General features: G+C 60.5%; 24 protein-coding genes and 1 pseudogene. 12 read left to right on the top strand and 13 right to left on the bottom strand.

Annotation, left to right across the window (positions count from 1 at the left end; genetic code table 11):
• Positions 1 to 64: 64 nt before the first annotated feature.
• Positions 65 to 1,015, bottom strand: a complete 951-nt coding sequence (locus BZ163_RS30780; RefSeq protein WP_128874066.1) for a choline ABC transporter substrate-binding protein — start codon at positions 1,013 to 1,015, stop codon at positions 65 to 67.
• Positions 1,016 to 1,450: 435 nt separating this feature from the next.
• Here BZ163_RS30780 and BZ163_RS30775 point away from each other — a divergent pair, with 435 nt between their 5' ends.
• Both BZ163_RS30775 and BZ163_RS30770 read left to right on the top strand, forming a co-directional pair.
• Entirely contained in the window at positions 1,451 to 2,827 is a 1,377-nt protein-coding gene (locus BZ163_RS30775) for an L-serine ammonia-lyase (RefSeq protein ID WP_128874065.1), read from the top strand.
• Positions 2,828 to 3,433: 606 nt separating this feature from the next.
• Positions 3,434 to 4,537, top strand: coding sequence for a GlxA family transcriptional regulator (locus BZ163_RS30770; RefSeq protein ID WP_046029844.1), 1,104 nt, complete (start codon positions 3,434 to 3,436; stop codon positions 4,535 to 4,537).
• 105 nt (positions 4,538 to 4,642) lie between these two features.
• On the opposite strand, the gene BZ163_RS30765 is transcribed toward BZ163_RS30770, so the two are convergent.
• The 6 genes from BZ163_RS30765 to choX all read right to left on the bottom strand — a co-directional run bounded on the left by BZ163_RS30765 (position 4,643) and on the right by choX (position 10,119).
• The gene (locus BZ163_RS30765; protein WP_128874064.1) at positions 4,643 to 4,906 is read right to left on the bottom strand and encodes a hypothetical protein; all 264 of its coding nucleotides are present in this window, start codon (positions 4,904 to 4,906) and stop codon (positions 4,643 to 4,645) included.
• A gap of 383 nt (positions 4,907 to 5,289) precedes the next feature.
• Positions 5,290 to 6,453, bottom strand: a complete 1,164-nt coding sequence (locus tag BZ163_RS30755; protein ID WP_128874062.1) for a gamma-butyrobetaine dioxygenase — start codon at positions 6,451 to 6,453, stop codon at positions 5,290 to 5,292.
• 25 nt (positions 6,454 to 6,478) lie between these two features.
• Positions 6,479 to 6,955 (bottom strand): thioesterase family protein, encoded by a 477-nt coding sequence (locus BZ163_RS30750; RefSeq protein ID WP_128874061.1) that lies wholly within the window; start codon positions 6,953 to 6,955, stop codon positions 6,479 to 6,481.
• A 153-nt stretch (positions 6,956 to 7,108) separates the two neighbouring features.
• Positions 7,109 to 8,074 carry an L-carnitine dehydrogenase gene (locus tag BZ163_RS30745; protein WP_128874060.1) on the bottom strand — a complete coding sequence of 322 codons (966 nt, stop codon included), beginning with the start codon at positions 8,072 to 8,074 and terminating at the stop codon, positions 7,109 to 7,111.
• A 138-nt stretch (positions 8,075 to 8,212) separates the two neighbouring features.
• The gene (locus tag BZ163_RS30740) at positions 8,213 to 9,100 is read right to left on the bottom strand and encodes a 3-keto-5-aminohexanoate cleavage protein (RefSeq protein ID WP_128874059.1); all 888 of its coding nucleotides are present in this window, start codon (positions 9,098 to 9,100) and stop codon (positions 8,213 to 8,215) included.
• Between the two features lie 74 nt (positions 9,101 to 9,174).
• Complete coding sequence (choX, locus tag BZ163_RS30735; protein WP_128874058.1) at positions 9,175 to 10,119, bottom strand: choline ABC transporter substrate-binding protein; 945 nt, start codon at positions 10,117 to 10,119, stop codon at positions 9,175 to 9,177.
• 206 nt (positions 10,120 to 10,325) lie between these two features.
• Here choX and BZ163_RS30730 point away from each other — a divergent pair, with 206 nt between their 5' ends.
• Positions 10,326 to 11,273 carry a GlxA family transcriptional regulator gene (locus tag BZ163_RS30730; protein WP_128874057.1) on the top strand — a complete coding sequence of 316 codons (948 nt, stop codon included), beginning with the start codon at positions 10,326 to 10,328 and terminating at the stop codon, positions 11,271 to 11,273.
• A 112-nt stretch (positions 11,274 to 11,385) separates the two neighbouring features.
• Here the strand turns inward: BZ163_RS30730 and BZ163_RS30725 are convergent, their stop codons facing one another.
• From BZ163_RS30725 to BZ163_RS30710, 4 genes are all read right to left on the bottom strand, one after another.
• Positions 11,386 to 11,802, bottom strand: a complete 417-nt coding sequence (locus BZ163_RS30725; RefSeq protein ID WP_128874056.1) for a DUF3010 family protein — start codon at positions 11,800 to 11,802, stop codon at positions 11,386 to 11,388.
• A 32-nt stretch (positions 11,803 to 11,834) separates the two neighbouring features.
• Entirely contained in the window at positions 11,835 to 12,158 is a 324-nt protein-coding gene (locus tag BZ163_RS30720; protein ID WP_128874055.1) for a helix-turn-helix domain-containing protein, read from the bottom strand.
• Complete coding sequence (locus BZ163_RS30715) at positions 12,142 to 12,396, bottom strand: type II toxin-antitoxin system RelE/ParE family toxin (protein ID WP_128874054.1); 255 nt, start codon at positions 12,394 to 12,396, stop codon at positions 12,142 to 12,144. Before BZ163_RS30715 ends, BZ163_RS30720 begins: the two co-directional genes overlap by 17 nt.
• A 213-nt stretch (positions 12,397 to 12,609) precedes the next feature.
• Positions 12,610 to 13,011 carry a lysozyme inhibitor LprI family protein gene (locus BZ163_RS30710; RefSeq protein ID WP_128874100.1) on the bottom strand — a complete coding sequence of 134 codons (402 nt, stop codon included), beginning with the start codon at positions 13,009 to 13,011 and terminating at the stop codon, positions 12,610 to 12,612.
• Positions 13,012 to 13,248: 237 nt separating this feature from the next.
• Between BZ163_RS30710 and BZ163_RS30705 the strand changes: the two genes are divergently transcribed.
• The 8 genes from BZ163_RS30705 to BZ163_RS30670 all read left to right on the top strand — a co-directional run bounded on the left by BZ163_RS30705 (position 13,249) and on the right by BZ163_RS30670 (position 22,839).
• Entirely contained in the window at positions 13,249 to 14,226 is a 978-nt protein-coding gene (locus BZ163_RS30705) for a dipeptidase (RefSeq protein ID WP_128874053.1), read from the top strand.
• 78 nt (positions 14,227 to 14,304) lie between these two features.
• Entirely contained in the window at positions 14,305 to 14,835 is a 531-nt protein-coding gene (locus BZ163_RS30700) for a DUF5943 domain-containing protein (protein ID WP_128874052.1), read from the top strand.
• A gap of 15 nt (positions 14,836 to 14,850) precedes the next feature.
• Complete coding sequence (dgcA, locus tag BZ163_RS30695; RefSeq protein WP_128874051.1) at positions 14,851 to 16,911, top strand: dimethylglycine demethylation protein DgcA; 2,061 nt, start codon at positions 14,851 to 14,853, stop codon at positions 16,909 to 16,911.
• A 185-nt stretch (positions 16,912 to 17,096) separates the two neighbouring features.
• Positions 17,097 to 19,049: a dimethylglycine demethylation protein DgcB gene (dgcB, locus tag BZ163_RS30690; RefSeq protein WP_128874050.1), complete on the top strand. Its 1,953-nt coding sequence runs from the start codon at positions 17,097 to 17,099 to the stop codon at positions 19,047 to 19,049.
• Positions 19,049 to 20,269, top strand: a complete 1,221-nt coding sequence (locus tag BZ163_RS30685; RefSeq protein ID WP_128874049.1) for an electron transfer flavoprotein subunit alpha/FixB family protein — start codon at positions 19,049 to 19,051, stop codon at positions 20,267 to 20,269. The genes dgcB and BZ163_RS30685 overlap by 1 nt, the downstream gene beginning before the upstream one ends.
• Positions 20,270 to 20,284: 15 nt before the next feature.
• Positions 20,285 to 21,055, top strand: a complete 771-nt coding sequence (locus tag BZ163_RS30680; protein ID WP_128874048.1) for an electron transfer flavoprotein subunit beta — start codon at positions 20,285 to 20,287, stop codon at positions 21,053 to 21,055.
• 110 nt (positions 21,056 to 21,165) lie between these two features.
• Positions 21,166 to 21,732: a GNAT family N-acetyltransferase gene (locus tag BZ163_RS30675; protein WP_128874047.1), complete on the top strand. Its 567-nt coding sequence runs from the start codon at positions 21,166 to 21,168 to the stop codon at positions 21,730 to 21,732.
• A gap of 99 nt (positions 21,733 to 21,831) precedes the next feature.
• Positions 21,832 to 22,839, top strand: a complete 1,008-nt coding sequence (locus tag BZ163_RS30670) for an RHS repeat-associated core domain-containing protein (protein WP_128874046.1) — start codon at positions 21,832 to 21,834, stop codon at positions 22,837 to 22,839.
• Positions 22,840 to 23,833: 994 nt separating this feature from the next.
• On the opposite strand, the gene gbcA is transcribed toward BZ163_RS30670, so the two are convergent.
• Complete coding sequence (gene gbcA, locus BZ163_RS30660) at positions 23,834 to 25,129, bottom strand: glycine-betaine demethylase subunit GbcA (protein WP_128874099.1); 1,296 nt, start codon at positions 25,127 to 25,129, stop codon at positions 23,834 to 23,836.
• Positions 25,130 to 25,411: 282 nt separating this feature from the next.
• On the opposite strand from gbcA, the gene gbcB reads away from it, so the two are divergent.
• Positions 25,412 to 26,512: a glycine-betaine demethylase subunit GbcB gene (gene gbcB / locus BZ163_RS30650; RefSeq protein ID WP_128874044.1), complete on the top strand. Its 1,101-nt coding sequence runs from the start codon at positions 25,412 to 25,414 to the stop codon at positions 26,510 to 26,512.
• 25 nt (positions 26,513 to 26,537) lie between these two features.
• Here the strand turns inward: gbcB and BZ163_RS36150 are convergent.
• Positions 26,538 to 26,663: pseudogene (locus tag BZ163_RS36150) on the bottom strand (IS110 family transposase); the annotation flags it as partial.
• Positions 26,664 to 26,738: the final 75 nt, after the last annotated feature.

Genomic DNA, 26,738 nt, shown 5'->3' with positions numbered 1-26,738 from the left:
CCGCATGCAAGGAATAAACAGCCCGGGCGAGCTGGCTCGCCCGGCGTAAGCGATGCTTCCTGATTCAAGGCTGCGCGAGCTTGGTTTTCACGGCCTCCAGGCCTGGTTTACCGTCAATGGTGGTCACGCCAGCGAGCCAGGTATCGAGCACCTGTGGATTCTTTTTCAGCCAGGCCTTGGCGGCCGCGTCAGGCTTCATTTTGTCGTCCAGGACGTTGCCCATCAGCGTGCTTTCCATGTCGAGGGTGAACACCAGGTTTTTCAGCAACTGACCCACGTTGCTGCATTCCTGGGCGTAACCCTTGCGGGTGTTGGTGAAGATGGTCGCCTGACCGAAGTTCGGGCCGAAAAAGTCGTCGCCGCCGGTCAGGTACTTCATCTTGAAACGCGTGTTCATCGGGTGCGGTTCCCAGCCCAGGAACACCACGGCGGTGTTGCGGCGCTGGGCGCGATCGACTTGCGAGAGCATGCCTGCCTCGCTGGATTCGACCACCTTGAAGCCGGCGTCTTTCAAGCCGAAGGCGTTCTTGTCGATCATGCTCTGAATCAGGCGGTTGCCGTCGTTGCCCGGTTCGATGCCGTAGATCTTGCCGTCGAGTTCTTTCTTGAACTTGGCGATGTCGGCGAAATCTTTCAGACCCTTGTTATACAACTCTTCGGGGACGGCGAGTGTGTATTTTGCGTTTTCGAGGTTGGCGCGCAGGGTGTCCACAGTGCCGGCATCGCGGTAAGCCTTGATGTCGTTTTCCATGGTCGGCATCCAGTTACCCAGGAAGACGTCCATGTTCTTGCCATCGGCCAGGGATTTGTAGGTCACCGGCACGGAAATCATCGTGGTCTTGGTCTTGTAGCCCAGGGCATCGAGCACGACGCTGGTGGTGGCGGTGGTCACGGTAATGTCGGTCCAGCCGACATCGGAGAAGTTTACGGTTTTGCACTGAGCCGGTTCGGCGGCTTGCGCCAGAATCGGCAGACTCAGCATGGCGGCCAACAACAACGGCGGGGAACCTTTCATGAATGGACTCCTTGGTGTTTTTTTTGGCAGTGTTCCGACTGGACCACCGCACTTATAGGTTGCGGTTGGATGGCGTTTTGGAGACATCTCTACCACGGCGCCTTGCAATCGAGTCGATACGATCATGTACCAGTGAAAATCTGACGCCTACAGGGTGCGTCGTAACCAGTACAGGGAGGGTCGCATCCAGTGTCGGTGACGTCGCTTACAGCTTTTTTCAGCCCTGTTTGCTGTTCTGAACTGCAAAAAAACGGCGAAAACACAGCGTAAAACGCACGCGGCGTTTGTGGACAAGAGTACGTCGGTGTCAGACGTCGAATGACCCGGCAAAAGCCTGATGATGCAGCCATACCGGCGGATTGCAGCTTGAGCGTAGCAGCTCCGTCACCAGGCGCTTTTGCGTCTGGAGTTGGCACATCCAGGAGTTCGGCAGCAATGGCTATCAGCGTTTTCGACCTGTTCAAAATCGGTATTGGCCCTTCCAGTTCGCACACCGTGGGGCCCATGCGTGCCGCGGCGTTGTTCGTGCAAGGTTTGCGTGAGCAGGGGCTTGTGGAGCAAGTGCGGCGCGTCGAGGTTCAGCTGTATGGGTCGCTGTCGGCCACCGGCATCGGTCACGGCAGCGATAACGCGGTGATCATGGGGCTGATGGGCGAGTGGCCGGATGCGATCGATCCGTCGCAGATCGGCCTGCGCATCGCCACCCTGCGCGAAACCGACACGCTGTTGCTTGATGGGCGTTTGCCGGTGTCGTTCATCTGGGCCCGGGACATGCGCCTGATCGACGAAAACCTGCCATTCCACCCCAACGCCATGACCCTGGTTGCCGAGGGCGATGACGGTGAGCTGCATCGCGACACCTACTACTCCATCGGTGGCGGCTTTGTCGTCGATGAGGCACAAGCCAGCAGCGGTGTGGTAGACCTGGATCGCACGGTGTTGCCGTACGATTTCTCCAGCGCCGTCGAGCTGCTCAGTCTCTGCAAGCAACACAACCTGCGTGTGGCCGAATTGATGATGGCCAACGAGAAGGTCTGGCGCAGCGAAGAAGAAATCCGCGCCGGCCTGATGACGCTCTGGCGCGCGATGCAAGATTGTGTCGAACAGGGGCTCAAGCACGAAGGCATCCTGCCCGGCGGCCTGAATGTACGTCGACGCGCCGCCAGGCTGCACCGTAGCCTGCAGGAGTTGAACAAGCCGAACGTGATTGGCTCGACGCTGAGCGCCATGGAATGGGTCAACCTGTTCGCCCTGGCGGTCAATGAAGAAAACGCCGCGGGCGGGCGCATGGTCACGGCACCGACCAATGGCGCGGCGGGGATCATTCCGGCGGTCCTGCATTACTTTATGAAGTTCAGCGAAGCGGTGACTGACGCCAACGTGGTCGACTATTTCCTCAGTGCGGCGGCGGTGGGGATTCTGTGCAAAAAGAACGCTTCGATTTCCGGTGCGGAAGTCGGCTGCCAGGGCGAGGTCGGATCGGCTTGCGCCATGGCGGCGGCTGGACTGGCCGAGATCCTCGGTGCCACCCCGGAGCAACTGTGCAACGCGGCGGAAATCGGCCTGGAGCACAACCTCGGGCTGACTTGCGACCCGGTGGGCGGGCTGGTGCAGGTGCCGTGCATCGAGCGCAATGCGATTGCGGCGGTGAAGGCGATCAACGCGGCGCAGATGGCGCTGCGGGGCGACGGTCAGCACTTTATCTCGCTGGACCGGGTGATCCGTACCATGCGGGATACCGGGGCTGATATGCATGACAAATATAAAGAGACATCGCGGGGTGGGTTGGCGGTTAGCGCCGTCGAGTGCTGACACGCCGCGACCCCCTGTAGGAGCTGGCTTGCCAGCGAAGGCGGTGTGTCAGTTGCCATTGATATTGAATGTGCCGCCGCCTCGGCTTGGGCGGTCCATCCAATTACAGGTGAAGGCGGTGTATCTGATACACCGCGCCGTCCGGTTCGCCAGCGAGCCGGCTCCTACAGATAGCGTCGGACCAGTCAAAACTGCGCGCAAAGTGAACACCGAAATGAAAACGCGCCACGTTTTGGCGCGTCGCTTACAGATAAGCGCCTTCACCTGGATCACGGATCCAGGTTGGCCATTACCGCCTGTCACCTGTGCTTGTGGTGACACTCTTCATCAGGTCGCTGTAGCCCTGTTCCCACAAGTGCTACCGATTTGCTCACGCCTGACGGGGCAGAGCGCCTGCCGCCAATAATGGCACTTATAGCCCCCACTCGCAGCGCGGCTTATACAGACACATCGCGACGTCGTTTTCAGGAGTTATTGAACGCGCATTCAATTTTAGGCATGGCAATTGCTCTGTCATTACAAAGCCCGTCTCCCACGCGAGAACGATGGCAATAACAAGAGCCTCCGCCTGAGGCCATCACCCGCTTTGTGTGAGGAGATTCTGCGATGACGACGTTCAACTCCGGGGCTCAACCCCAGAACCGTGCGCCTCAATCCATCGGCTTTCTGCTGCTGGACAATTTCACGCTTATTTCTCTGGCCTCCGCAGTGGAACCGCTGCGCATGGCCAACCAATTGTCCGGTCGCGAGCTGTATCGCTGGACCACGATCACCGTCGACGGCGGTCAGGTCTGGGCCAGTGATGGTCTGCAGATCACCCCCGATTGCTCCATGCACAAAGCGCCCGCCCTGGACACCATCATTGTCTGCGGCGGCATCGGCATTCAACGCACTGTTACCCGCGAACACGTGTCGTGGCTGCAAAGCCAGGCGCGTCAGTCGCGCCGTCTCGGCGCGGTGTGCACCGGCAGCTGGGCCCTGGCGTGCGCCGGTCTGCTGGACGGCTTCGACTGCAGCGTGCACTGGGAATGCCTGGCCTCGATGCAGGAAGCCTTCCCGCGTGTGGCCATGAGTACTCGTCTGTTCACCCTCGACCGTAACCGTTTCACCAGTTCCGGCGGCACCGCACCGCTGGACATGATGCTGCACCTGATCAGCCGCGATCACGGGCGTGAACTGTCGGCCGCGATCTCGGAAATGTTTGTCTACGAGCGCATCCGCAACGAGCAGGATCATCAGCGTGTGCCGCTCAAGCACATGCTCGGCACCAACCAGCCGAAGCTGCAGGAAATCGTCGCGCTGATGGAGGCCAACCTGGAGGAGCCGATCGACCTCGATGAACTGGCGGTGTATGTCGCCGTGTCGCGTCGTCAGCTGGAGCGGCTGTTCCAGAAGTATCTGCACTGCTCGCCGTCGCGTTACTACCTGAAACTGCGCCTGATCCGCGCTCGGCAGTTGCTCAAGCAAACGCCGATGTCGATCATCGAAGTGGCGTCGGTGTGCGGCTTTGTGTCTACGCCGCACTTCTCCAAGTGCTATCGCGAATACTTCGGTATTCCGCCGCGTGACGAACGCGTCGGTTCCAACACCACGCAGCAAGTGGCGATGATGCCGCTGCCGCAGGCACTGGTGCTGTCGCCGTTGTCCGGGCCGCTGTCGGCGTTGAGTCAGGCGCGTAACGAGTCGACTTTCGCCAGCGTAAGGCTCTAAACCGAGGCGCCTGCATTCGCGAGCAAGCCCGCTCCCACAGTTGACCGCATTCCCCTAAGAGAACTCGGTCAATGTGGGAGCGGGCTTGCTCGCGAAGGCGTTCTGTCAGGCGCTACGGCTTTGCTGATACTCCGCCAATGCCGGCAGCAATTGCTTGTCGATTGCCTGGCGCACGGCCGGCAGGATGGTCGCGCTGCTGGTGTACATCTGCTTGACCATGGTCCGCAGCACTATCGCCCGTTCATCGTTCAAGCCTCGCACCGCACACTCGCAAGCCTGCTCGGCGGTGGAGCCGCTCGGTACTTGAAAACCCAACGACTTTAGGTGGCCCAACAGGTCTTCCTGGTCAATCAAATCAGCGTGCATCATGACGCAAATCCTTCTTCAGGGAACGTGGTCTTGGCTCGATTCTGGTTGGGGCTCGAGGTGGCGGCAAGGGCAATTTGTCGCAATGACCGCATTGGCTATGAACATGTCGTTTTCGGCTAACTTTCCAAAGAGCGCAGAGGGCACACTGGGCTCAGCTGGCTTCACGAAGGTTTGGTCACCCTCGCGCAACGGCTCCTCAACAGTACCCACCTCTGCCTCGATCCTGTCACGGCTTGATCGGGGTTTTTTTTGCCTGTGAATCGGGGAGGCAGGTAGCGTCTGGGCTGACGCCTTCGCGAGCAAGCCCGCTGCCACATTGGATCTGCGTCGTTCACAAATCCCCTGTGGGAGCGTGGCTTGCCCGCGAAGAACGATGACGCGGTCTAGCGTTGCAACACGAGGATCCGCGACAACAATTCATCCCGGTCAACATAGCAACCCTGGAAATGCCGAGCGCCAGTGGCCGGGTCGAAAGCATTGCGCGCATGGAGGGTACGGCGGTTGTCGAAACACCACAGCTCCCCGGGATTGAGCCTTTGCATCAACCGGAATCGAGGCTCGCGGGTCATGGCAATAAAGCGCCGATAAGCGCGATACAGCTTAGGCATCTGTTCCACCGACGCATCGAACGGGCCGCGCAGGAAGTTCGCCATGCGGATCTCCGACACCTGTCCAACAGCATCCAAAGCGATGATCGGGGCGAGACGGCGGTAGTCGCTATGACGATCCTTGTTGCGAAACTCCACGGGAATTTCACACAAGGCCTGGAACGCTTCGGGGTCTTCCTCGCGCAACGCTTCGGCGATGGCAAAACCGTCGACAAAAATACTCTCGCCGCCATCGGCGTCATTCACCAGGCAATGCAGAAATTGCAGCCCCGGTTGCAGCTCCCGGGTCGGCAGGTCGCTGTGCAGCGGCAGGTTGAAGGCGGTGTAGGCATTGCTGTCGGCGTCGGCCTTGGATTGCACGTTGAACAGCACGCCGAAATTGCTCTCGCGGATGAAGGAAATCCGCTGGGCGATCAGTTTCAGCGAGCCGGGCTCGGTGGGCACGCCACGGACCTGGGTCAGGCCGATGTCGCGCACCGCCAGCAGCCACTGCAACAAGGCGTCGTTGTCGTTCATCAATGCCTGGTAGTCGAACACCGGCAACTGAAAATCGCTGTTCCAAAGCCTGGCTTGCGGTTTTCCCGCACGGCGCTCGGAGCGGGACTCATCGTCATAGGCGTGGGCGCGCAGCCAGCCCGGATCGAAGCGACTGCGGTGGCCGTCCTGCCATGCGACACAAAGGCAACCTTCAGCATCGACGCTCGTCTCTGCAGGCATCAGGTCTTCTTCGACATCGACGATTTCCAGCACCTGCTCGCGAGTCACCGTGTATACGCAGAGCGGGCACGGGCAGTTGTCCCGCAGCCATGGGTGATGAAAGGGGCTGACTCGGTCGTCGGCCCATTTCACCAGGACACGATCCGCCAGGGTCTGCACGCCAGCCAGCGCGCTGATCAACGGATAGGTACGGAAGTCGGCAAAAGCGGCGGCAGTGTTCAAGGGCGATCTCCTTGTTCGGGGGTGGTTATTTTGCCGGGGGCAGTGCGATCACGCGGCCAACGCAGGCGGGGGCGGGCAAGTCGGCCTGCTCGGCGACGATGGCTTGCAGTTTGCTCAAGGTCTCTGCACTGAAGGGCGCGGATCGCGGCCCGGCGAGGTCGACGTGCAGCAGCATTTGCTCATTGCCCGCCAGTTCCTTGTCATCGCCCACCAGGTGCAGGCTGTGGTAGAGGTGCAGGCGTTTGCTGTCGTGGCCGATGATCTGCGTGTGCACTTCGACTTCGGCATCGAGCTTCACTTCGTGCAGATAGTTGAGGTGCAATTCGAGGGTGAACAGCGAGTTGCCGCTGGCTTCGCGGTTGTTGCTGTCCATGCCCAGACGATCCATCAAGGCATCGGTGGCGTAGCTGAAGATCAGCAGGTAGAAGGCGTCGCGCAGGTGGCCGTTGTAGTCGACCCAGTCGGGGATGATTGCGGTTTGGTAGGTGGTGAGGGTGGGCATGATGAGTAATCCAAGAAGTGTGGTGACTGGACTGCCGCTTTCGCGGGCAAGCCCGCTCCCACAGTTGATTTGAGGTGTGAATACAATCTATGCCACACAGCAAATCCCTGTGGGAGCGGGCTTGCCCGCGAAGGGGCCGGTCCTGCTGGATAATTATTCGGCGAACGCCATCCCATGCTTCTCTTTGGTGGTCTTCACTGCCTCAAGCACCGCCAGCAGGCAATCATCACGATAGCGCTCCAACGCCGAAATGCTGTGCGTGCCCAGCTGATCACTGGTGCCATCCACCACATCATCGATCAACTTGTCTGTCAGTTCCGGCGCCGGCAAATAAGTCCACGGCAACTGCAATGCCGGCCCGAACTGCGCCATGAAGTGGCGCATGCCCGCGTCGCCTCCGGCCAGGGTATAAGTCAGGAACGTACCCATGAACGACCAGCGCAGACCGGCGCCAAAACGAATCGCATCGTCGATTTCACCGGTGGTCGCCACGCCATCGTTGACCAGGTGCAGGGCTTCACGCCACAGCGCTTCGAGCAGGCGGTCGGCGATAAAGCCCGGTACTTCCTTGCGCACATGCAGCGGGCGCATCCCCAAGGATTGGTAAACTTTCATGGCGGCCTGCACGGCTTCAGGGGCAGTGTTTTTGCCACCCACCACTTCCACCAACGGCAACAGATAAACCGGGTTGAACGGGTGCCCGACCACGCAGCGTTCCGGGTGGGTCGAGCTCTCGTAGAATTCACTCGGCAGCAGGCCGGAGGTGCTGGAACCGATCAGGGCATTTGGCTTGGCCGCCGCGCTGATTTTGCTGTGCAGTTCCAGTTTCAGGTCCAGACGTTCCGGCGCGCTTTCCTGAATGAAATCCGCGTCGCGCACGCACTCTTCAATGGTGGCGACAAAGCGCAAGCGATCCTGTGATGCGCCGGGGGCCAGGCCTTGTTTTTCCAGCGCGCCCCAGGCATTGGCGACGCGTTTGCGCAGGGCCGCCTCGGCGCCGGGCGCCGGGTCCCAGGCCACCACGTCGAGGCCGTGGGCGAGGGCGCGGGAGACCCAGCCGCTGCCGATGACACCGCTGCCGAGGGCGGCGAAGGTTTTGATTTCGGTGATAAAGGTCATGGCGACATCCTGAAAAGATCTGGTGATCCCCTGTAGAGCCGGCTTGCCGGCGAAGGCGGTGTTTCTGTCACAGAAGATGTGGCGGATGTACCGGCCTCTTCGCTGGCAAGCCAGCTCCTACAGGGGTTATGTGTGGGTTTAGCCGCGCTGGGTCAGGCCCATTTTTGCCCGGCCTTCAGCCGGCGTCAGCACCCGGGCACCGAGGCGACTGAGGATTTCCGTGGCACGTTCGACCAGTTGGCCGTTGGTCGCCAGTACGCCTTTGTCCAGCCACAGGTTGTCCTCCAGGCCGACCCGCACGTTGCCGCCCAGCAGCACCGCTTGTGCGGCCATCGGCATTTGCATGCGGCCGATGCCGAACCCGGCCCAGACGGCGTCTGCCGGCAGGTTGTCGACCATGGCTTTCATGGTGGTGGTGTCCGCCGGGGCGCCCCACGGGATGCCCAGGCACAGCTGAAACAATGGATTATCCAGCAGGCCTTCCTTGATCATCTGCTTGGCGAACCACAGGTGGCCGGTGTCGAAGATTTCCAGCTCTGCCTTCACGCCCAGCTCTTGAATGCGTTTGGCGCCAGCGCGCAGCTGGGCCGGGGTGGACACGTAGATGGTGTCGCCGTCGCCGAAGTTCAGGGTGCCGCAATCGAGGGTGCAGATTTCCGGCAGCAATGCTTCGACGTGGGCCAGACGGGTCAACGGGCCGACCAGGTCGGTATTGGGGCCGAACTCCATCGGGTTTTCGCCGGCGCCGATTTCCAGATCGCCGCCCATGCCGGCGGTGAGGTTGACGATGATGTCGACGTCCGCCTCGCGGATGCGCTCCATCACTTCGCGGTACAGCGCCACGTCGCGGCTGAATTTGCCGGTTTGCGGGTCGCGAACGTGGCAGTGAACCACGGTGGCACCGGCCTTGGCGGCTTCCACGGCGGACGCGGCGATTTGTTTCGGGGTGACCGGCACGTGTGGGCTTCTGGCGGTCGTGTCGCCAGCACCGGTGAGTGCGCAGGTGATGATGACGTCGTGGTTCATGAGGGGGGTTCCTTGCAGGCGTGATGATTCCGTCCGCAGCCCTGTCGGGCTGCGAATCGGTGGTTCAATCGGGTTTATTTGGTGGTCAATTTCAGGTTGTCAGCCGCCGGTTTGCCATCGAAGGTCGTCACGCCTTCGAGCCAGCGTTGTTTGTCTTGCGGGTGATCCTTCAACCATTGTTTGGCCGACTCGAAGGCGTCCTTGTGCTCCAGCAACGGCTGCATCATCCGGCTCTCGTCTTCGGCGGTGTAGGTCAGGTTGCTCAGCAAACGACCAATGTTCGGGCACTGCTCGGCGTATGTCGGCGAGGTGACGGTCCAGACCGTGGCCATGCCTTCGTTCGGGCCCAGGGCGTCTTCGCTGCCGGTGAGGTAAGTCATCTGCACGTTGACGTTCATCGGGTGTGGCGCCCAACCGAAGAACACCACCGCTTCCTTGCGCCGCACGGCGCGATCCACCGCGGCGAGCATGCCGGCCTCACTGGACTCGACCAGCTGGAACTTGCCGAGGCCAAACTGATTCTTGGCGATCATCGCCTTGATCTGGGTGTTGGCGCCCGAGCCAGGCTCGATGCCGTAGATCTTGCCGCCCAGCTCTTTCTGGAACTTGGCGATGTCGGCAAAGGTTTTCAGGCCCTTGTCGGCGAGATAAGTCGGAACGGCGAGGGTGGCGCGGGCATCTTTCAGGCTGGGCGCTTCCAGCACCTTGACTTGATTGGCCTGGACGAAAGGCGTGATGGTCTGCGTCATCAACGGGTTCCAGTAGCCCAGGAACAGGTCCAGGCGCTGGTCGCGGATCCCGGCGAAGATGATTTGCTGGGATGCGCTGGTTTGTTTGGTGTTGTAGCCGAGGCCGTCGAGCAGCACCTGGGTCATGGCGCTGGTGGCGATCACGTCGGTCCAGTTCACGACGCCCATGCGCACGTTCTGGCACGATGCAGGTTCGGCCGCCATGACACCGGCGCTCAATAAGGCGGTACCGCTGAGTGCAAGAACACAGCTGCTGATCAGTCGTTTCATGTCGGGTTCCTCGGCAGACGTTATTGTGGGTTCCGGCATCTTCGTGCGCCGGTGATGACAAGTTACGCAGCATAGACCCCGTGGAAGCGCACTACGGCGACCAGCTCTTGCACTGCAGCGACCTGTGCTCTTGAATGCCGCGTGCAACTGGCGTATCAACGTCGACACGCTTCCGCCTCTCGTTACCTGCCAGTCGAGTGCGCTCCATGTCCCAGGATTTCTACTTTTTGTTGATGCCGGGTTTCTCGGCCATCGGCTTCATCTCGGCCATCGAGCCGCTGCGGGTCGCCAATCGCTTTCGCGGCGAGCTGTATCGCTGGCATGTGCTGAGCGCCGACGGTGGCGCGGTATTGGCCAGCAACGGCATGTCGGTCAACGCCGACGCCGCGCTGGAACCGCTGAAAAAAGGTGCAACCCTATTGGTGGTCGCCGGTTTCGAACCGCTGAAATTCGCCACCCCGGCCCTGGAGCACTGGTTGCGCCGCCTGGACAACGAAGGCGTGACACTCGGCGCCATCGACACCGGCAGCTTCGTCCTCGCCGAGGCCGGCCTGCTCGACGGCCATCGCCTGACCTTGCACTGGGAAGCCATCGACGCGTTCAAGGAGTCCTACCCGCAGCTCAGCGTTACCCAGGAGCTGTTCGAGATCGACCGGCGGCGTATCACTTCAGCGGGCGGCACCGCGTCCATCGACCTGATGCTCGACCTCATCGGTCAGGCCCACGGCCCGGAACTGGCGATCCAGGTCAGCGAACAATTCGTGCTCGGCCGCATCCGCCCGCGCAAAGACCACCAGCGCATGGAAGTCGCCACGCGTTATGGCATCAGGAACAAGAAACTGGTGCAGGTGATTGGGGAGATGGAGCAGCACAGTGAGCCGCCGTTGAGCACGCTGGAACTGGCAGAATCGATCAAGGTGACGCGCCGGCAGCTGGAGCGGTTGTTTCGCCTGCATTTGAACGACACGCCGAGCAACTTCTACCTGCGCTTGCGGCTGGAAAAGGCCCGGCAGTTGTTGCGTCAGACCGACATGAGCGTGCTGGAGGTGAGTATCGCGTGCGGGTTTGAGTCGCCGTCGTATTTCACCCGCAGTTATCGGGCGCGGTTTGCGCGGTGCCCGCGGGAAGACCGGCGACAAACCCAGAAAGCATAACGCCCCCCCCTGTAGGAGCCGGCTTGCCGGCGAAGGCGGCGTAACAGTCAACATTGATGTTGAATGTGATGGCCTCTTCGCTGGCAAGCCAGCTCCTACAGATGTGTGTCGTTTACTTCTTCATCAGCGCCGAACAAGCCGCCTTGTACGCCTCATGCTGATACTTGTTCAAGGTCCCCGGCAGCTCGAAATCGAACTTCTTGTTCTGCGCATTGATGGTCTGCGGCGACAGCAGCGTCACTTCGCAATTCTCCAGCAACTGGAAAACCCCTTCGATCTTGAACGTGGTCGGCCCTCCGGCAAATTCGCCTTTCTTGCTGCGTTTCTTGATCGCGATCCGATCGATGGAATGTTCGCGCACAAACGACGCCACTTGAGCCGCAAACACTTTGACGTTTGCCGCCTCGTCGTCATCCTCCAAGGCGATTTTCTTGGTGGCCAGGGCGACATGGCTCAGCGCCAGACCGTCGAGGGAGGCCAACGCGATAATCGCTTCGCTGCCTTTGATTTCGATGCCGCAGATAATCATTTCAATCCCTTTTTCCGATGCTGGCGTGCAGGTTACAGCTCTAACTGGTTGGCGGTGATGCCAAACGCCGCGGCGATTTTCTCACGGGTCGCCCTGCGAGGCTTGGCGACGGTTTCTTGCTGGGCGAAGGCCGGCTGGGAAATGCCCATGCGCTTGGCCACTTCGTCCTGTGTAAGGCTGAGGTGTTCGCGCCAGGCGCGAATAGGCGTTGCACCGTCGACGATGCGACTGACCACCTCGTGGGGAATCAGATCGGGCTCGATCTTTTGCGCCACATACTGGGCGTAGGGGATGACCACGAACGCAGGGTTTCCCTCTGCGTCGTTGATGATTTGAACGTCAGTAGGTGCGTTCATCGCGTTTTTTGACCTCTTGAATACTGATCACTTTAATTGCGCCGTCCCAGTCGAACATAACCCGATAATTGCCCACACGCAGACGATAGGAGCAGTCATGACCAACCAGTGCTTTGACTTTGCCTACATCAGGCATGCCAGCCAGCACCGTGACGGCATCACGTACCTGGATCTGATGAGCGGAGTGCAATTTCAACAGTTGCTTAACGGCCTTTCGCGTCCAGTGGATGCTGTTCATAGGAGAATATAAGTCTTTTATAAGATTTGCCAATCTTTGCTTATATTTCGACAGCGTCCAACCAGCGAATCATGTCGGCATGGTGCCCGAATAGTATGGTTAGACAGTGGCGGGAGGGGCCTTGTAGTCTTAGTAAACCGATGTCGTAGGAAAAAGGGCCTTATCTAAGATTGAAAGCTGACAATAGCGCCAGCTTCCCACAGGCCATCAGGATTACTCCTGCCCGATCGATTCCAGAAACTCCGACCGCTCATCACTCATCCGCGCCACGCAATCATTCTGCGCAATGGTGAACGCCTTGCTGCCGCTGGTCGCCGGAAACGCCTCGACGGCGCAATCGGTGTCCCGGGTTTTCAGCCACTGTTGCTGGGCCGCCTTGAGCTTGGCGGTGATGTCGGTCAGTTGCGCCGGGTTCTTGCCGTAGCGCATCTGCATGCGCTCGGTCAGGCTTTTGTAGTTTTCGCTCAGCAGGTCTTCGGCAGTGGTTCTGCTGTAGGCCGAGCATTCCAGAGTCTGGATGTCGTTTTCGACGGCGTCGCAGGGGTTGTCGTCGGCCTCTTCAGCCGCCTGCGCGCCGGTCGCTATCAGTGCCAAAGCGAGGATGATCGATTTCATTGCGTCGCCGCCCCTAAATCCAGTTAAAAAACCCAGTGATGCAACGGATTCTGGCGCAAGCGGACGGGCTTGAACAGGTGGCTTATCCGGCCGGTGGACGGCCCTTTGTCGCGGATTGACGCTTTCGGCAATTCCCCTGTCGTTTTTGCACCCGGCTGCCAAGGCACCGAGGCATATGCTGGCCCCAAAGCGCCGGCACACGATTCGGCGCATGAATCGCTAATAGGGGACAGCCTGATGAGCCCAGCCGAATTGCACGCCGACAGCATCGTTATCGACGGGCTGATTATTGCCAAGTGGAACCGCGAGCTGTTTGAAGACATGCGCAAGGGCGGTCTGACCGCGGCCAACTGCACCGTGTCGGTGTGGGAGGGCTTCCAGGCCACCGTCAACAATATCGCCGCCAGTCAGAAGCTGATCCGCGAGAACAGCGACCTGGTGATTCCGGTGCGCACCACCGCCGACATCCGCAAGGCCAAGGAGCAGGGCAAGACCGGCATCCTGTTCGGCTTCCAGAATGCCCACGCCTTCGAAGACCAGATCGGCTATGTCGAGGTGTTCAAGCAGCTGGGCGTCGGTATCGTGCAGATGTGCTACAACACCCAGAACCTGGTCGGTACCGGTTGCTACGAACGTGACGGCGGCCTGTCGGGTTTCGGTCGCGAAATCGTCGCCGAGATGAACCGCGTCGGCGTGATGTGCGACCTGTCCCACGTCGGTTCCAAGACTTCCGAGGAAGTCATCCTCGAGTCGAAGAAACCGGTGTGCTACTCCCATTGCCTGCCGTCGGGCCTGAAAATCCACCCGCGCAACAAATCCGATGAAGAGCTTAAGTTCATTGCCGATCACGGCGGTTTCGTCGGCGTGACCATGTTCGCGCCGTTCCTGGCCAAGGGCATCGATTCGACCATCGACGATTACGCCGAAGCCATCGAATACACCATGAACATCGTCGGCGAAGACGCCATCGGCATCGGCACCGACTTCACCCAGGGCCATGGCCAGGACTTTTTCGAATACCTGACCCATGACAAGGGCTACGCCCGCCGCCTGACCAGCTTCGGCAAGATCATCAACCCGCTGGGCATCCGCACCGTCGGCGAGTTCCCGAACCTGACCGAAACCCTGCTCAAGCGCGGCCATTCCGAGCGCGTGGTGCGCAAGATCATGGGCGAGAACTGGGTCAGCGTCTTGAAAGATGTCTGGGGCGAATAAGCCGCCGCACTTCTGAATCCTTTCCTGCGGCCATCCGCGCCGCAGGCAACACCAAAATTTTTCTGGAGTTAAGTTTCCATGGCCAAGATCGCCCCGCAATTGCCTATCGAAGTCGACAGCGAGACCGGTGTCTGGACCTCCGACGCCCTGCCGATGCTGTACGTACCGCGGCACTTCTTCGTCAACAACCACATGGGCATCGAGGAAGTGCTGGGCGCCGACGCCTACGCCGACATCCTCTACAAGGCCGGCTACAAGTCCGCCTGGCACTGGTGTGAAAAAGAAGCCGAATGCCATGGCCTGGAAGGCGTCGCAGTGTTCGAGCACTACATGAAGCGCCTGTCGCAACGCGGCTGGGGCCTGTTCAAGATCCAGGACATCGACCTCGACAAAGGCACCGCCAGCGTCAAGCTCGAGCACTCCGCATTTGTCTACGTGTATGGCAAGGTCGGGCGCAAGGTCGACTACATGTTCACGGGCTGGTTTGCCGGGGCCATGGACCAGATCCTGCAAGCCCGTGGCAGCCAGATCCGCACGGTTGCCGAACAAGTCTACGGTGGCTCCGAAGAAGGCCACGACGACGGTTTATTCACCGTCAAGCCGTTGTAAGTCGAGGATCCCGCCATGGCTTTCGAAGCAATGTTCCAGCCGATCCAGATCGGCAAACTGACCATCCGCAACCGCGTGCTCAGCACCGCGCACGCCGAGGTCTACGCGACCGACGGCGGCATGACCACCGACCGGTACGTCAAGTATTACGAAGAGAAAGCCAAGGGCGGGATCGGCCTGGCGATTTGCGGCGGTTCCTCGGTGGTGGCCATCGACAGCCCGCAGGAGTGGTGGAGTTCGGTGAACCTCTCCACCGACCGCATCATTCCGCACTTCCAGAATCTCGCCGACGCCATGCACAAGCACGGCGCCAAGATCATGATCCAGATTACCCACATGGGTCGTCGCTCGCGTTGGGACGGCTTTAACTGGCCGACGCTGATGTCGCCCTCGGGCGTGCGCGAGCCGGTGCACCGTGCCACCTGCAAGACCATCGAGCCGGAAGAAATCTGGCGGGTGATCGGCAACTACGCGCAGGCAGCCCGCCGGGCCAAGGCCGGGGGCCTGGATGGCGTCGAACTGTCCGCTGTGCACCAGCACATGATCGACCAGTTCTGGAGCCCGCGCGTCAACAAACGTACCGATGAATGGGGCGGCAGTTTCGAGAATCGCATGCGCTTCGGCCTCGAAGTGCTCAAGGCCGTGCGGGCCGAAGTCGGGCCGGATTTCTGCGTCGGCATCCGCCTGTGCGGTGACGAGTTCCACCCGGACGGCTTGTCCCACGAGGACATGAAACAGATCGCCAAGTACTACGACGATACCGGCATGCTGGACTTCATCGGCGTCGTGGGTTCGGGTTGCGACACCCACAACACCCTGGCCAACGTGATTCCGAACATGAGTTATCCGCCGGAGCCGTTCCTGCACCTGGCGGCCGGTATCAAGGAAGTGGTCAAGGCGCCGGTGTTGCACGCGCAGAACATCAAGGACCCGAACCAGGCGACCCGTATCCTGGAAGGCGGTTACGTCGATATGGTCGGCATGACCCGCGCCCACATCGCCGACCCGCACCTGATCGCCAAGATCAAGATGGGCCAGATCGACCAGATCAAACAATGCGTCGGCGCCAACTACTGCATCGACCGGCAATACCAGGGCCTGGATGTGTTGTGCATCCAGAACGCCGCGACATCCCGCGAGTACATGGGCCTGCCGCACATCATCGAAAAGACCACGGGCGTGAAACGCAAGGTCGTGGTGGTCGGCGCCGGTCCTGCCGGGATGGAAGCCGCCCGTGTGGCCGCCGAGCGTGGCCACGACGTGACCTTGTTCGAGAAAAAGGAGTTCATCGGCGGGCAGATCACCACCGCGTCGAAAGCACCGCAACGGGACCAGATCGCCGGTATCACGCGCTGGTACCAGCTGGAGCTGGCACGCTTGAAAGTCGACCTGCGCCTGGGCGTGGCGGCCGATGCGCCGACCATTCTCGATCTGCGTCCGGACGTGGTGGTGCTCGCCGTCGGCGGTCATCCCTTCATCGAGCAGAACGAGCACTGGGGCGCGGCTGAAGGCCTGGTGGTCAGCAGCTGGGACATCCTCGACGGCAAGGTTGCGCCGGCCAAGAACGTGTTGGTCTACGACACCATTTGCGAGTTCACCGGCATGTCGACCGCCGATTTCCTCGCCGACAAAGGCAGCCAGGTCGAGATCGTCACCGACGACATCAAGCCCGGCGTGGCGATCGGCGGCACATCGTTCCCGACGTACTACCGCAGCATGTACCCGAAAGAAGTGATCATGACCGGCGACATGATGCTGGAGAAGGTCTACCGCGAAGGCGACAAGCTGATCGCGGTACTGGAAAACGAATACACCGGCGCCAAAGAGGAGCGGGTGGTGGACCAGGTGGTCATCGAAAACGGCGTGCGCCCGGACGAAGAGATCTACTACGCGATGAAGGAAGGTTCACGCAACAAGGGCCAGATCGACGTCGAAGCCCTGTTCGCGATCAAGCCGCAACCTTCGTTGAGCCAACCGGGCGACGGCTACTTGCTGTTCCGCATCGGCGACTGCGTGGCGCAGCGTAACGTGCACGCGGCGATCTACGACGCCCTGCGGCTGTGCAAGGATTTCTAAGAGCTTGTGGATAACCCTTGTAGGAGCGAGCTTGCTCGCGATGGACGTGAACGATGACGCGGGGAGTCTGTTTTAACGCGACGTTCTCAGGTTTTTCGCGAGCAAGCTCGCTCCTACACAGGGCATCGGGCAAGGCATCCAGGTAGTTTGGCCTGCAAGACCGTGCGGTCTTTGGGAGCTTCACCATGTTGAACACCCTTCTTCCAATCCTGTTGTTCGCTGCCCTGGGCCTGGCTGTCCTGGGCGCGTTGCGGCGGGTGGCTATGTGGCGCCGGGGCCGGGCTTCGAAAGTCGACCTGATCGGCGGCCTGTTCGCCATGCCCAAGCGCTACATGGTCGACTTGCACCATGTCGTCGCGCGGGACAAATACATTGCCAACACCCACGTGGCCACAGCCGGTGGTGCGGTGGCGTCCATTGTGCTGGCGATTCTGGTTCACGGTTTCGGCCTGCACAGCCGCATTCTCGGTGCTGCCCTGTTGATTGCCTCGGCGGTGATGTTCGTCGGCGCGATTTTCATGTACCTGCGTCGTCGCAACCCACCGGCTCGCCTGTCCAAAGGGCCATGGATGCGTCTGCCGAAAAGCCTGTTGGCATTCTCGGCGAGCTTCTTCCTGTTGACCCTGCCGGTCGCCGGCATCCTTCCGGAAAACTTCGGCGGTTGGGTGGTGGCGGCGATCCTCGGCGTCGGTGTGCTGTGGGGCGTATCGGAATTGTTTTTCGGCATGACCTGGGGCGGGCCGATGAAGCACGCCTTCGCCGGTGCTTTGCACCTGGCCTGGCACCGTCGCGCCGAGCGTTTTGGCGGCGGCCGTTCCACCGGTTTGAAACCGCTGGACCTGAACGATCCGAGCGCGCCGCTGGGCGTGGAAAAACCCAAGGATTTCACCTGGAACCAACTGCTCGGCTTCGACGCCTGCGTGCAGTGCGGTAAATGCGAAGCCGCGTGCCCGGCATTTGCCGCGGGCCAGCCGCTGAACCCGAAAAAACTGATCCAGGATATGGTGGTCGGCCTGGCCGGTGGCACCGACGCCAAGTTCGCCGGCAGCCCGTATCCCGGCAAAGCCATCGGCGAACACGCCGGTAACCCGCATCAACCGATCGTCAACGGCCTGGTGGACGCCGAAACCTTGTGGTCCTGCACCACCTGCCGCGCCTGCGTCGAAGAATGCCCGATGATGATCGAGCACGTCGATGCCATCGTCGACATGCGTCGCCATCTGACCCTGGAAAAAGGCGCGACCCCGAACAAGGGCGCCGAAGTCCTGGAGAACCTGATCGCCACCGACAACCCGGGCGGCTTCGCCCCGGGCGGGCGGATGAACTGGGCGGCGGACTTGAACCTGAACCTGCTCAGCGAGAAGAAATCGGTCGACGTGCTGTTCTGGGTCGGCGACGGTGCCTTCGACATGCGCAACCAGCGCACCTTGCGCGCCTTCGTCAAAGTGCTGAAGGCGGCCAAGGTCGACTTCGCCGTACTGGGGCTCGAAGAGCGCGACAGCGGCGACGTGGCCCGCCGCCTGGGTGACGAAGCGACCTTCCAGTTGCTGGCCAAACGCAACATCCAGACCCTGGCCAAATACAGCTTCAACCGCATCGTGACCTGCGACCCGCACAGTTTCCACGTGCTGAAAAACGAGTACGGCGCCTTCGACGGCAACTACCTCGTGCAGCACCACAGCACCTACATGGCGGAGATCATTGGCGAAGGCGCCCTGAGCCTCGGCCAGCACAAAGGCAGCAGCGTGACCTATCACGACCCGTGCTACCTCGGCCGCTACAACGGCGAATACGAGGCGCCGCGTGAAGTGCTGCGCGCCCTCGGGATTGAGGTGAAAGAGATGCAACGCTCCGGTTTCCGCTCGCGCTGCTGCGGCGGTGGCGGCGGTGCGCCGATCACCGACATTCCGGGCAAGCAACGGATCCCCGACATGCGCATGGACGACATCCGCGAAACCGGCGCCGAACTGGTGGCCGTGGGTTGCCCGCAATGCACCGCGATGCTCGAAGGCGTGGTCGAACCCCGTCCGTTGATCAAGGACATCGCCGAACTGGTCGCCGATGCCTTGCTCGAAGACGGTGCCCCAAGCAAACCCATTGCGCCGGCCAAACGTGAAGAACCTGCGGAGGCCCACTGATGAGCGACATTATCCGCCGCGACCCACGCGCCGAATGGATTGCCCGCAACCGCCTGCATCCGCTGCATGCGGCGATGCAACCGGTGCAACACAGCTGGATGGGACCTAACGGCATCATCCGCAAGAATCCCCATGGCATCGGTTTTATCGGTCCCAACGGTATCAAGCGCATCGACCGCAGCGGCGCCCAGCAAGGCGGGGCGAGCAAACGCTCGGCCGCGGTTGAAGTGCAATTGCCGTTGCATCAGGTGCCTGCACCTGCGTTCTACATCAGCGTGGTGCCGGACATGGTCGGTGGCCGCTTGAGCAGCCATGACCGCGACCTGCTCGGCCTGGCGCATCAACTGGCCGGCAAGGACGGCGCGGTATTGGCCGTGGTCTTCGGTGAACACAAGGAAAATGCCTTCGCCACCGCGGGCGTCGATCGCTTGCTGGTGCTCGATGGCGATGAATTCAGCGGTTATGCACCGGAACAACGGGTCCAGGGCCTGCGGGCTGTGGATAACCAGTTCAGCCCGCGCCACTGGTTGCTGCCGGACAGTCGCACCGGTGGCGGCGAACTGGGTCGACGCTTTGCCGCAGCGCTTGGCGAACGCCCGGCCACTCGCATCTGGCAGGTCAAGGATCAGGCATGCATCGGCCGCGCCGGTGCCGGCCTGCAAGATCTGGCACGCCCGGTGGCGCGCTTGATTCTGGCCGCCGTCGAATGTGCCGAACCGGTCAGCGAAACCCGGCATGAGGCGCTGCCGGTGGAGTTATCCACAGCCATCGCGCGCAGTTTGTCGCGCATCGAGGATCTGGGCGCGGTGGCGGTGGACCCGGCGGCCATTCCGATGGCCGAAGCGGAATTCATTTTCTCCGGCGGCAACGGGGTCAAGGATTGGGCTCTGTTCCACCAGACCGCCGCCGCCCTTGGCGCTACCGAAGGCGCGTCCCGCGTGGCGGTGGACGATGGTTTCATGGCCCGCGACCGTCAGGTCGGCGCGTCCGGCACCTGGGTCACTGCGCGGGTCTACGTGGCGGTGGGGATTTCCGGGGCGATCCAACACCTGCAAGGCATCGGTGCCTGCGACAAGGTGGTGGCGATCAACCTCGACCCTGGCTGCGACATGATCAAACGGGCCGACCTGTCGGTGATCGGCGAGAGCGCCGAGATACTTCAAGCCTTGATCGCGGCGGTAGAGGCCTACCGCAACGAAGCCAAGCGCGATGCGGCTTAAGGGAAGGAAAGGGTTATGAGCACGAAAATCATCAGCCTGGTGTCCATCGGCGCCCACCCGACCTCCGGCCGGCCACGTCGCGCGGAGCAGGATGCGCGGGCGGTGGAACTGGGCTTGCAACTGGCTGGGGATAACTTGCAAGTGCTGCATGCCGGCGATGTTGCCGAACCTGCGCTGCGGGCGTATCTGGGCATGGGCCTGGAACAGCTGCATGTACTGGAGCAACCTGCAGGCGCCGATGCGCTGCCCGCATTGACCGCCTATTTGCGTGACGCCGGCGCTCAGGTCGTATTGACCGGCAGCCAGGCGGAAACCGGCGAAGGCTCGGGCATGCTGCCGTTCCTGCTGGCCGAAAGTCTTGGCTGGCCGCTGGTGGTGGGGCTGGCCCAGGTTGAATCCATCGACGGCAGTTCGGCCCTGGTGCTGCAAGCCTTGCCCCGGGGTCAGCGTCGTCGGTTGAAAGTGCGGTTGCCGTTTCTCGCCACTGTGGATAACGCCGCGCCGAAGCCTCGGCAGAGCGCCTACGGCCCGGCTCGGCGTGGCGTGTTGCAGGCCGACGAAGTTGAAGTGGTCGATGATGAGTTACTGGCTGTTGCGACGCTGCAACCGGCCAAGCCACGGCCCAAGCGCTTGAAGGTGATCAAGGCCAAGAGCGGCGCGGACCGGATGAAGGCGGCCACGGCCAAGGCCAGTGGCGGCGGTGGGCAGGTGCTCAAAGGGCTGAGTCCCGAGGCGGGGGCTGAGGCCATTCTCAAGCTGCTGATCGAAGAAGGCGTGGTCCGCTAGCGTTGAGCTTCAACAGCAACAACCAGATATATAAGCATCCCTTCGGCGCGTTGTAGCGTCTGCAGCGTCCGTGTAAAAACGGACGTTCGATGTCCTGTGGAGTCAGGTAAATGGCAGTTGAATTTCGTTCGGCCGTGCGTGCGGACGCGCGGGAAATAGCCCGTTTGTTTCAGATCACATCAGAGGGGGCTGCGGATTACATCTGGAGCCAATTGGCGCAGCCCGGTCAGGAACTGCTGGATGTCGGCGCCATTCGATATGCCCGCGACGACGTGGACTTCTCCTGGCAGAACTGCCTTATCGCCGAGTCGAACGACCAGGTCATTGGCATGATGCACAGCTACGTGATGCGTCACGATCCGCTGGCGGAGCCGACCACGGACCCGGTCCTGGCGCCCTACGCGACGATGGAAATCCCCGACACCCTCTACATTTCCAGCCTGGCGCTGCATGAGGGCTGGCGCAACCAGGGGTTGGGCAAGCAATTTCTCGCCTATGCCTACGACCGTGCCAACCAGCTCGGCCTCAATGGCTTGAGCCTGATCGATTACGCCGCGAACACCGGCGCCCGCCGATTTTATGAGCGACATGGCTTTCGTATCGTCGATACCTGCCAGATAACGCCGCATCCGCTGATTCGGGTGACGGGTGAGGCCTATCTGATGTATCGGCCGTAGGATGGGGGGTGCGGCTCCTCTTCGTCGGGTTTGCGGGTGATCCTAGCAGAACTGCTAGTGTCGGTTTTACGGGTGGTTTGTTACGTTGCTGGACAGTTAATGCCCGCTTACCCTGAGCGGGGTGATCGCCGGTTCACCCGCGAATTTGCTGTAACACTGCGGGTCCATTACGCCAGCAAAAGGACGCTGCCGATGCCCGCTCTTCGTCAAACCCGAGGTCTTGTCCGCTCTCCTGCGGCGGCCTTTTCGCGAACCCTGTTGCTGGCGCCTGATCTGCAACAGACCATTCTCGCGGAACTCGACTGCACGGGTCCGAACCGTCTTGGCTATACCCCCTATGGTTCCCGGAGCAACCTGCTTGCAGCGCAAAGCAGCCTTGGCTTCAGTGGGCAGCCCATGGAGCGGCCAACGGGCTGGTATCACCTGGGCAATGGCCACCGTGTGTATAACCCGGTGTTGATGCGCTTTCATAGCCCGGACCGGTTGAGTCCGTTTGGTCGTGGCGGGCTGAATCCCTATGTCTATTGTTCGGGCTCCCCCATCAATCGAGTCGATCCATCGGGTAAATCCTGGCTGTCAGTGCTTGGGAGTGTTGTAGGTTCCGGGTTGAACCTGATTTTCGCGGGTGCAGCGGTCAATAGGGCCGCAGCGGCAATCGTCAGTAACACCACTCCAGCTTGGCTTACGCGGGTTGGTAATACGCTCAGTTTTTGGGGGGGCGCCACAGGCCTGCCAGCTCGTACTGTGGGAATACCTGAAGCGTTGGCCCAGGCGATGCCAAGCACTTCGAGATCACTGGTATCGAACGCGGGCACGATTCTTAGCCAGGTATCCACCGGTGCGGGTGCTGTCATGCAGAATTTCACTAGCGCCAGTCAATGGATCACGAGCGCTCGCGCCAATGGGCAGTCGACATGGCGCGTGTTGTGGGAAGCAAGCAAGGAGGCAAGCGGATGGAACCTGGTCCGCAGACAAGCGCCTGGTCGAGTCCCGGTCAGAATGCCAGACGTGCCTTTGAGCCGAGTCGGGGCGGAATCCGCAGGCACTGTCAATCAGCCAGTAGTGAGCGCTGACCGGGTGGTTGCTGTCCCTTCAATACGTCGATAGAGCTAGTTATCCCAGTGGCGCGCTTTACTTGCCCACAATCTCTGTTAGCGCTTCTGTGGATAACCTGTTCGCCCCTGGCTCCAGCCTATGTAAACCAAGCCCTGCAGCCCGTCGTACAAAAAACACTCAGCCTAACTCACGGTTTTTTCGAGCTTTTTCCAGAGGATAAGTTTGTCGGCGAGCCAATACTTGCCCCCAATCTCTGTTGGCGCTTCTGTGGATAAGATGTTTGCTGTCGGCTACAGGCTATATAAACCGGGCTTCTCAGACGTCTGATTAAAAAACAGCCAAATCAGCGTTTTATGCTTGAATACTATGCGCAAACCCCGATTTATCGCGGGTTTGCGTGGTTTTCCACAGATCGGCCATAGTTGCCCCCAAAGTCTGTTGGCGCTTCTGTGGATAAGGTGTTCGCCATCCTCTGGGGGCCAGGTAACCCGTGGCTTACAGGCTTTAGATCAAAAAATAACCAATTATCGCCAGGAACCCTGTATCCAGATAAGTCACGGTTTTTCTTCGCATTCTGTGAATAAAATTTCCACCAATTGCACACTTGTCCCCATTAGCTGTGGGTGGAGTTGTGGATAACTTGTTCGCCAAACCCTGCAAGCCACGATCAGCATAGGCCTGAACGCAATAGATCAGATTTCATACAGTTCTAAGGCATGTGTTGATTCAAACCGGTCACCTGTTCGCTTACACGGCACAAGGACAGCTGGCAATAATCCACATCCGGTTCAAGGAGAGCGCGCGATGGATAACCTCAACGTACCCGGATCGGGTGTTGAATGGTTATGTGAAGGTGCGGTGGGTGGGGGAGAGCATTATCGAGGAGTTTGTGGGGAGGAGGGGCGTGCGGTGGTCTTCAAAGTAAAGTAGTGAATGTGCCGGCCTCGTCGCGAGCAAGCTCACACACAGGGGATTGGTGGTGTCACAAATATTGTGAACGACTTCAATTCCTGTGGGAGCGAGCTAGCTCGCGATGTTTTTGCAGTTAGCCCTGAACCGGGACGCCTTTGAGGTAAGGCGCAGGCTCGGCCCCGAGGTTGTTCAGCAGGCGCTCGCTGTACCAGTCGACAAAATTCACCACACCAAACTCATAGGTCTTGGAATAAGGCCCAGGCTGGTACGCCGTGGAGTTGATCCCGCGCTGGTTCTCTTCCGCCAGGCGACGGTCCTGGTCGTTGGTTGCATCCCAGACCTGGCGCATGCGCTCCACGTCATAGTCCACGCCTTCGACCGCGTCCTTGTGCACGACCCACTTGGTGGTGACCATGGTTTCCTGGGCGCTGATCGGCCACACCGTGAAGACGATGATGTGGTCGCCCATGCAGTGGTTCCACGAATGTGGCAAATGCAGGATGCGCATCGAGCCCAGGTCCGGGTTCTTGATGCGACCCATGAGTTTGGCGCAGCCCTGCTTGCCGTCCAGGGTCATCGACACGGTGCCCTTGAGCAGCGGCATGCGCACGATGCGGTTACGCAAGCCGAAGCTGGCGTGGGCGTAAGGAATCTTCTCGGCTTCCCAGGCGGCGGCGGAGGCGGCTACGTGGTCCTTGAACGCCTGGTCGGCCCGCGGGTCGGTGACGTCGTCCCATTCCAGCAAGGTTTTGAGCAGTTCCGGGTGCGAGGCGTTGCAGTGGTAGCACTCGCGGTTGTTCTCCAGCACAAGCTTCCAGTTGGCCTTTTCCATCAAGGTGGTGGTAATCGCCACCTTGGTGTTCTCCATGTCGTACGGTTCCATGTAATGGTTCAGCGTCGCCAGGAAGTCATCGATGGCTGGCGGGTTCTCCGCCAGGCTGATGAAGATGTAGCCGCCGGCGGTCTTCACGCTCACCGGTTTGAGGCCGTATTGCTTCATGTCGAAGTCGGCGCCCATTTCGGTACCGGCGAACAGCAGCCGACCGTCCAGCTCGTATGTCCACTGGTGGTAGTGGCAGACCAGCTTGGCGACCTTGCCCTTTTCACTGGTGCACAGCCGCGAACCACGGTGGCGACAGACGTTGTGGAATGCATGCACCACACCTTCGGCGCCGCGGATCACGATGATCGGGTTCTTGCCGATTTGCAGGGTCAGGTAGTTGCCCTTGGCCGGGATCTCGCAGGTCATGCCGGCGATCAACCACTCTTTCTGGAAGATTTCCTGCATGTCGATATCAAACAGCCGCTCGTCAGAGTAAAACGGCTGCGGCAGCGAAAAAGTGCGCTCGCGCTCCTGCAGCATTTGCGCGGTGGCCTTGCGTGCGGGTTCCAGCGGATCGCCCAGGCTGATTTTTGCGGTGACGTCCATCGATTTGATCCTCATGGCCATTCTGTGTGGCCGGCGAATAGTGGCTGATACGGTTGCTACGCAAGACACAAACAGTATTTATCTGTTGAGGCGAGTGTGGGGCCGGCGCTGCCCGGAACCTTATCCATGGGCGACATGGCCCAATCTGTTCCCGACGCGCAACCCCCGGTAGTTGGGGGCTGGTCGCGATAAGTATGTGAATGTCGCAGATAGGTAAATGGGTGGTTCGCGGTATACGCAGAATCGCCAACATAAGGCCGACCATCGGCGGTGGAGAACAGCATGTCCAACAGCTTCCTGAATCCGGTAACCACCCAGACCTGGGCCAATGGTCGACATATCGTCCGTTGCGTCAAAGTCATCCAGGAAACCTGGGATGTGCGCACCTTCTGCTTCATGGCCGACCAGCCGATCCTGTTCTTCTTCAAACCGGGGCAGTTCGTCACCCTGGAGCTGGAAATCGAAGGCGTGCCGATCATGCGCTCCTACACCATCTCCAGCTCGCCGTCGGTGCCGTACAGTTTTTCGGTGACCATCAAGCGCGTGCCGGGCGGCAAGGTCTCCAACTGGTTGCACGACACCCTGCATGAAGGCCAGGAACTGGCGGTGCACGGACCGGTCGGGCTGTTCAACGCGATGGACTTCACTGCGCCGAAAGTGCTGTACCTCAGTGGCGGCGTCGGCATCACGCCCGTCATGTCCATGGCGCGCTGGTTCTACGACACCAACGGCAACGTCGACATGGTGTTTATCCACAGCGCCCGTTCGCCCAAAGACATCATTTATCACCGCGAGCTGGAACACATGGCGTCGCGGATCGACAACTTCAGCCTGCACCTGATCTGCGAGAAGCATGGCCTGGGTGAGCCATGGGCCGGTTATCGCGGTTACCTGAACCAGAAGATGCTCGAGTTGATGGCGCCGGATTTCCTTGAGCGCGAAGTGTTCTGCTGCGGCCCGACGCCGTACATGAACGCGGTGAAACGCATGCTCGAATCGATCGGTTTCGACATGTCGCGTTATCACGAAGAATCCTTCGGCGCGACGCCACCGGAAGCCCGCGCCGATGCGGTGGAGCAGGCCGAAATCGCCGCGGACGCACCGGACATCGACGTGGCGGATTTGCATCAGGTGGAGTTCACCGCGTCCGGCAAGAGCATTCGCGTGGCACCGGGGGAAACCGTGCACGCCGCTGCTGCCAAGTTGGGCCTGTTGATTCCGAAAGCCTGCGGCATGGGGATTTGCGGGACGTGCAAGGTGTTGAAACTGGGTGGCGAGGTCGAAATGGACCACAACGGCGGGATCACCGAGGAAGACGAAGCGGAAGGGTTCATTCTTTCGTGCTGCAGCGTGCCGAAGGGCGACGTGCGGATCGAGTTCTAATACACCACACAACCTGTGGGAGATTCTATGTTGCAGGGGAACCCTGCAACCTTAAATTCGGCTGGTATTCGCTTTGGTTTTTCATGAGTGCGAATGCCACCCGGCACAGCTTGCGGGCGAGGATGACCAGGGCTTGGGTTTTTGCCAAGCCTCAAGCCTTGCAGCGCCCATGAAGACGCCTTCGCCGGCAAGCCGGCTCCTACACAGGGTTGCGTGTCGTGACGAA

Source organism: Pseudomonas sp. VI4.1 (assembly GCF_002029345.1).
Taxonomy (GTDB): domain Bacteria; phylum Pseudomonadota; class Gammaproteobacteria; order Pseudomonadales; family Pseudomonadaceae; genus Aquipseudomonas.
The sequence above is the reverse complement of the archived record's forward strand: the minus strand, read 5'-3'. Positions and strand labels throughout refer to the sequence as shown.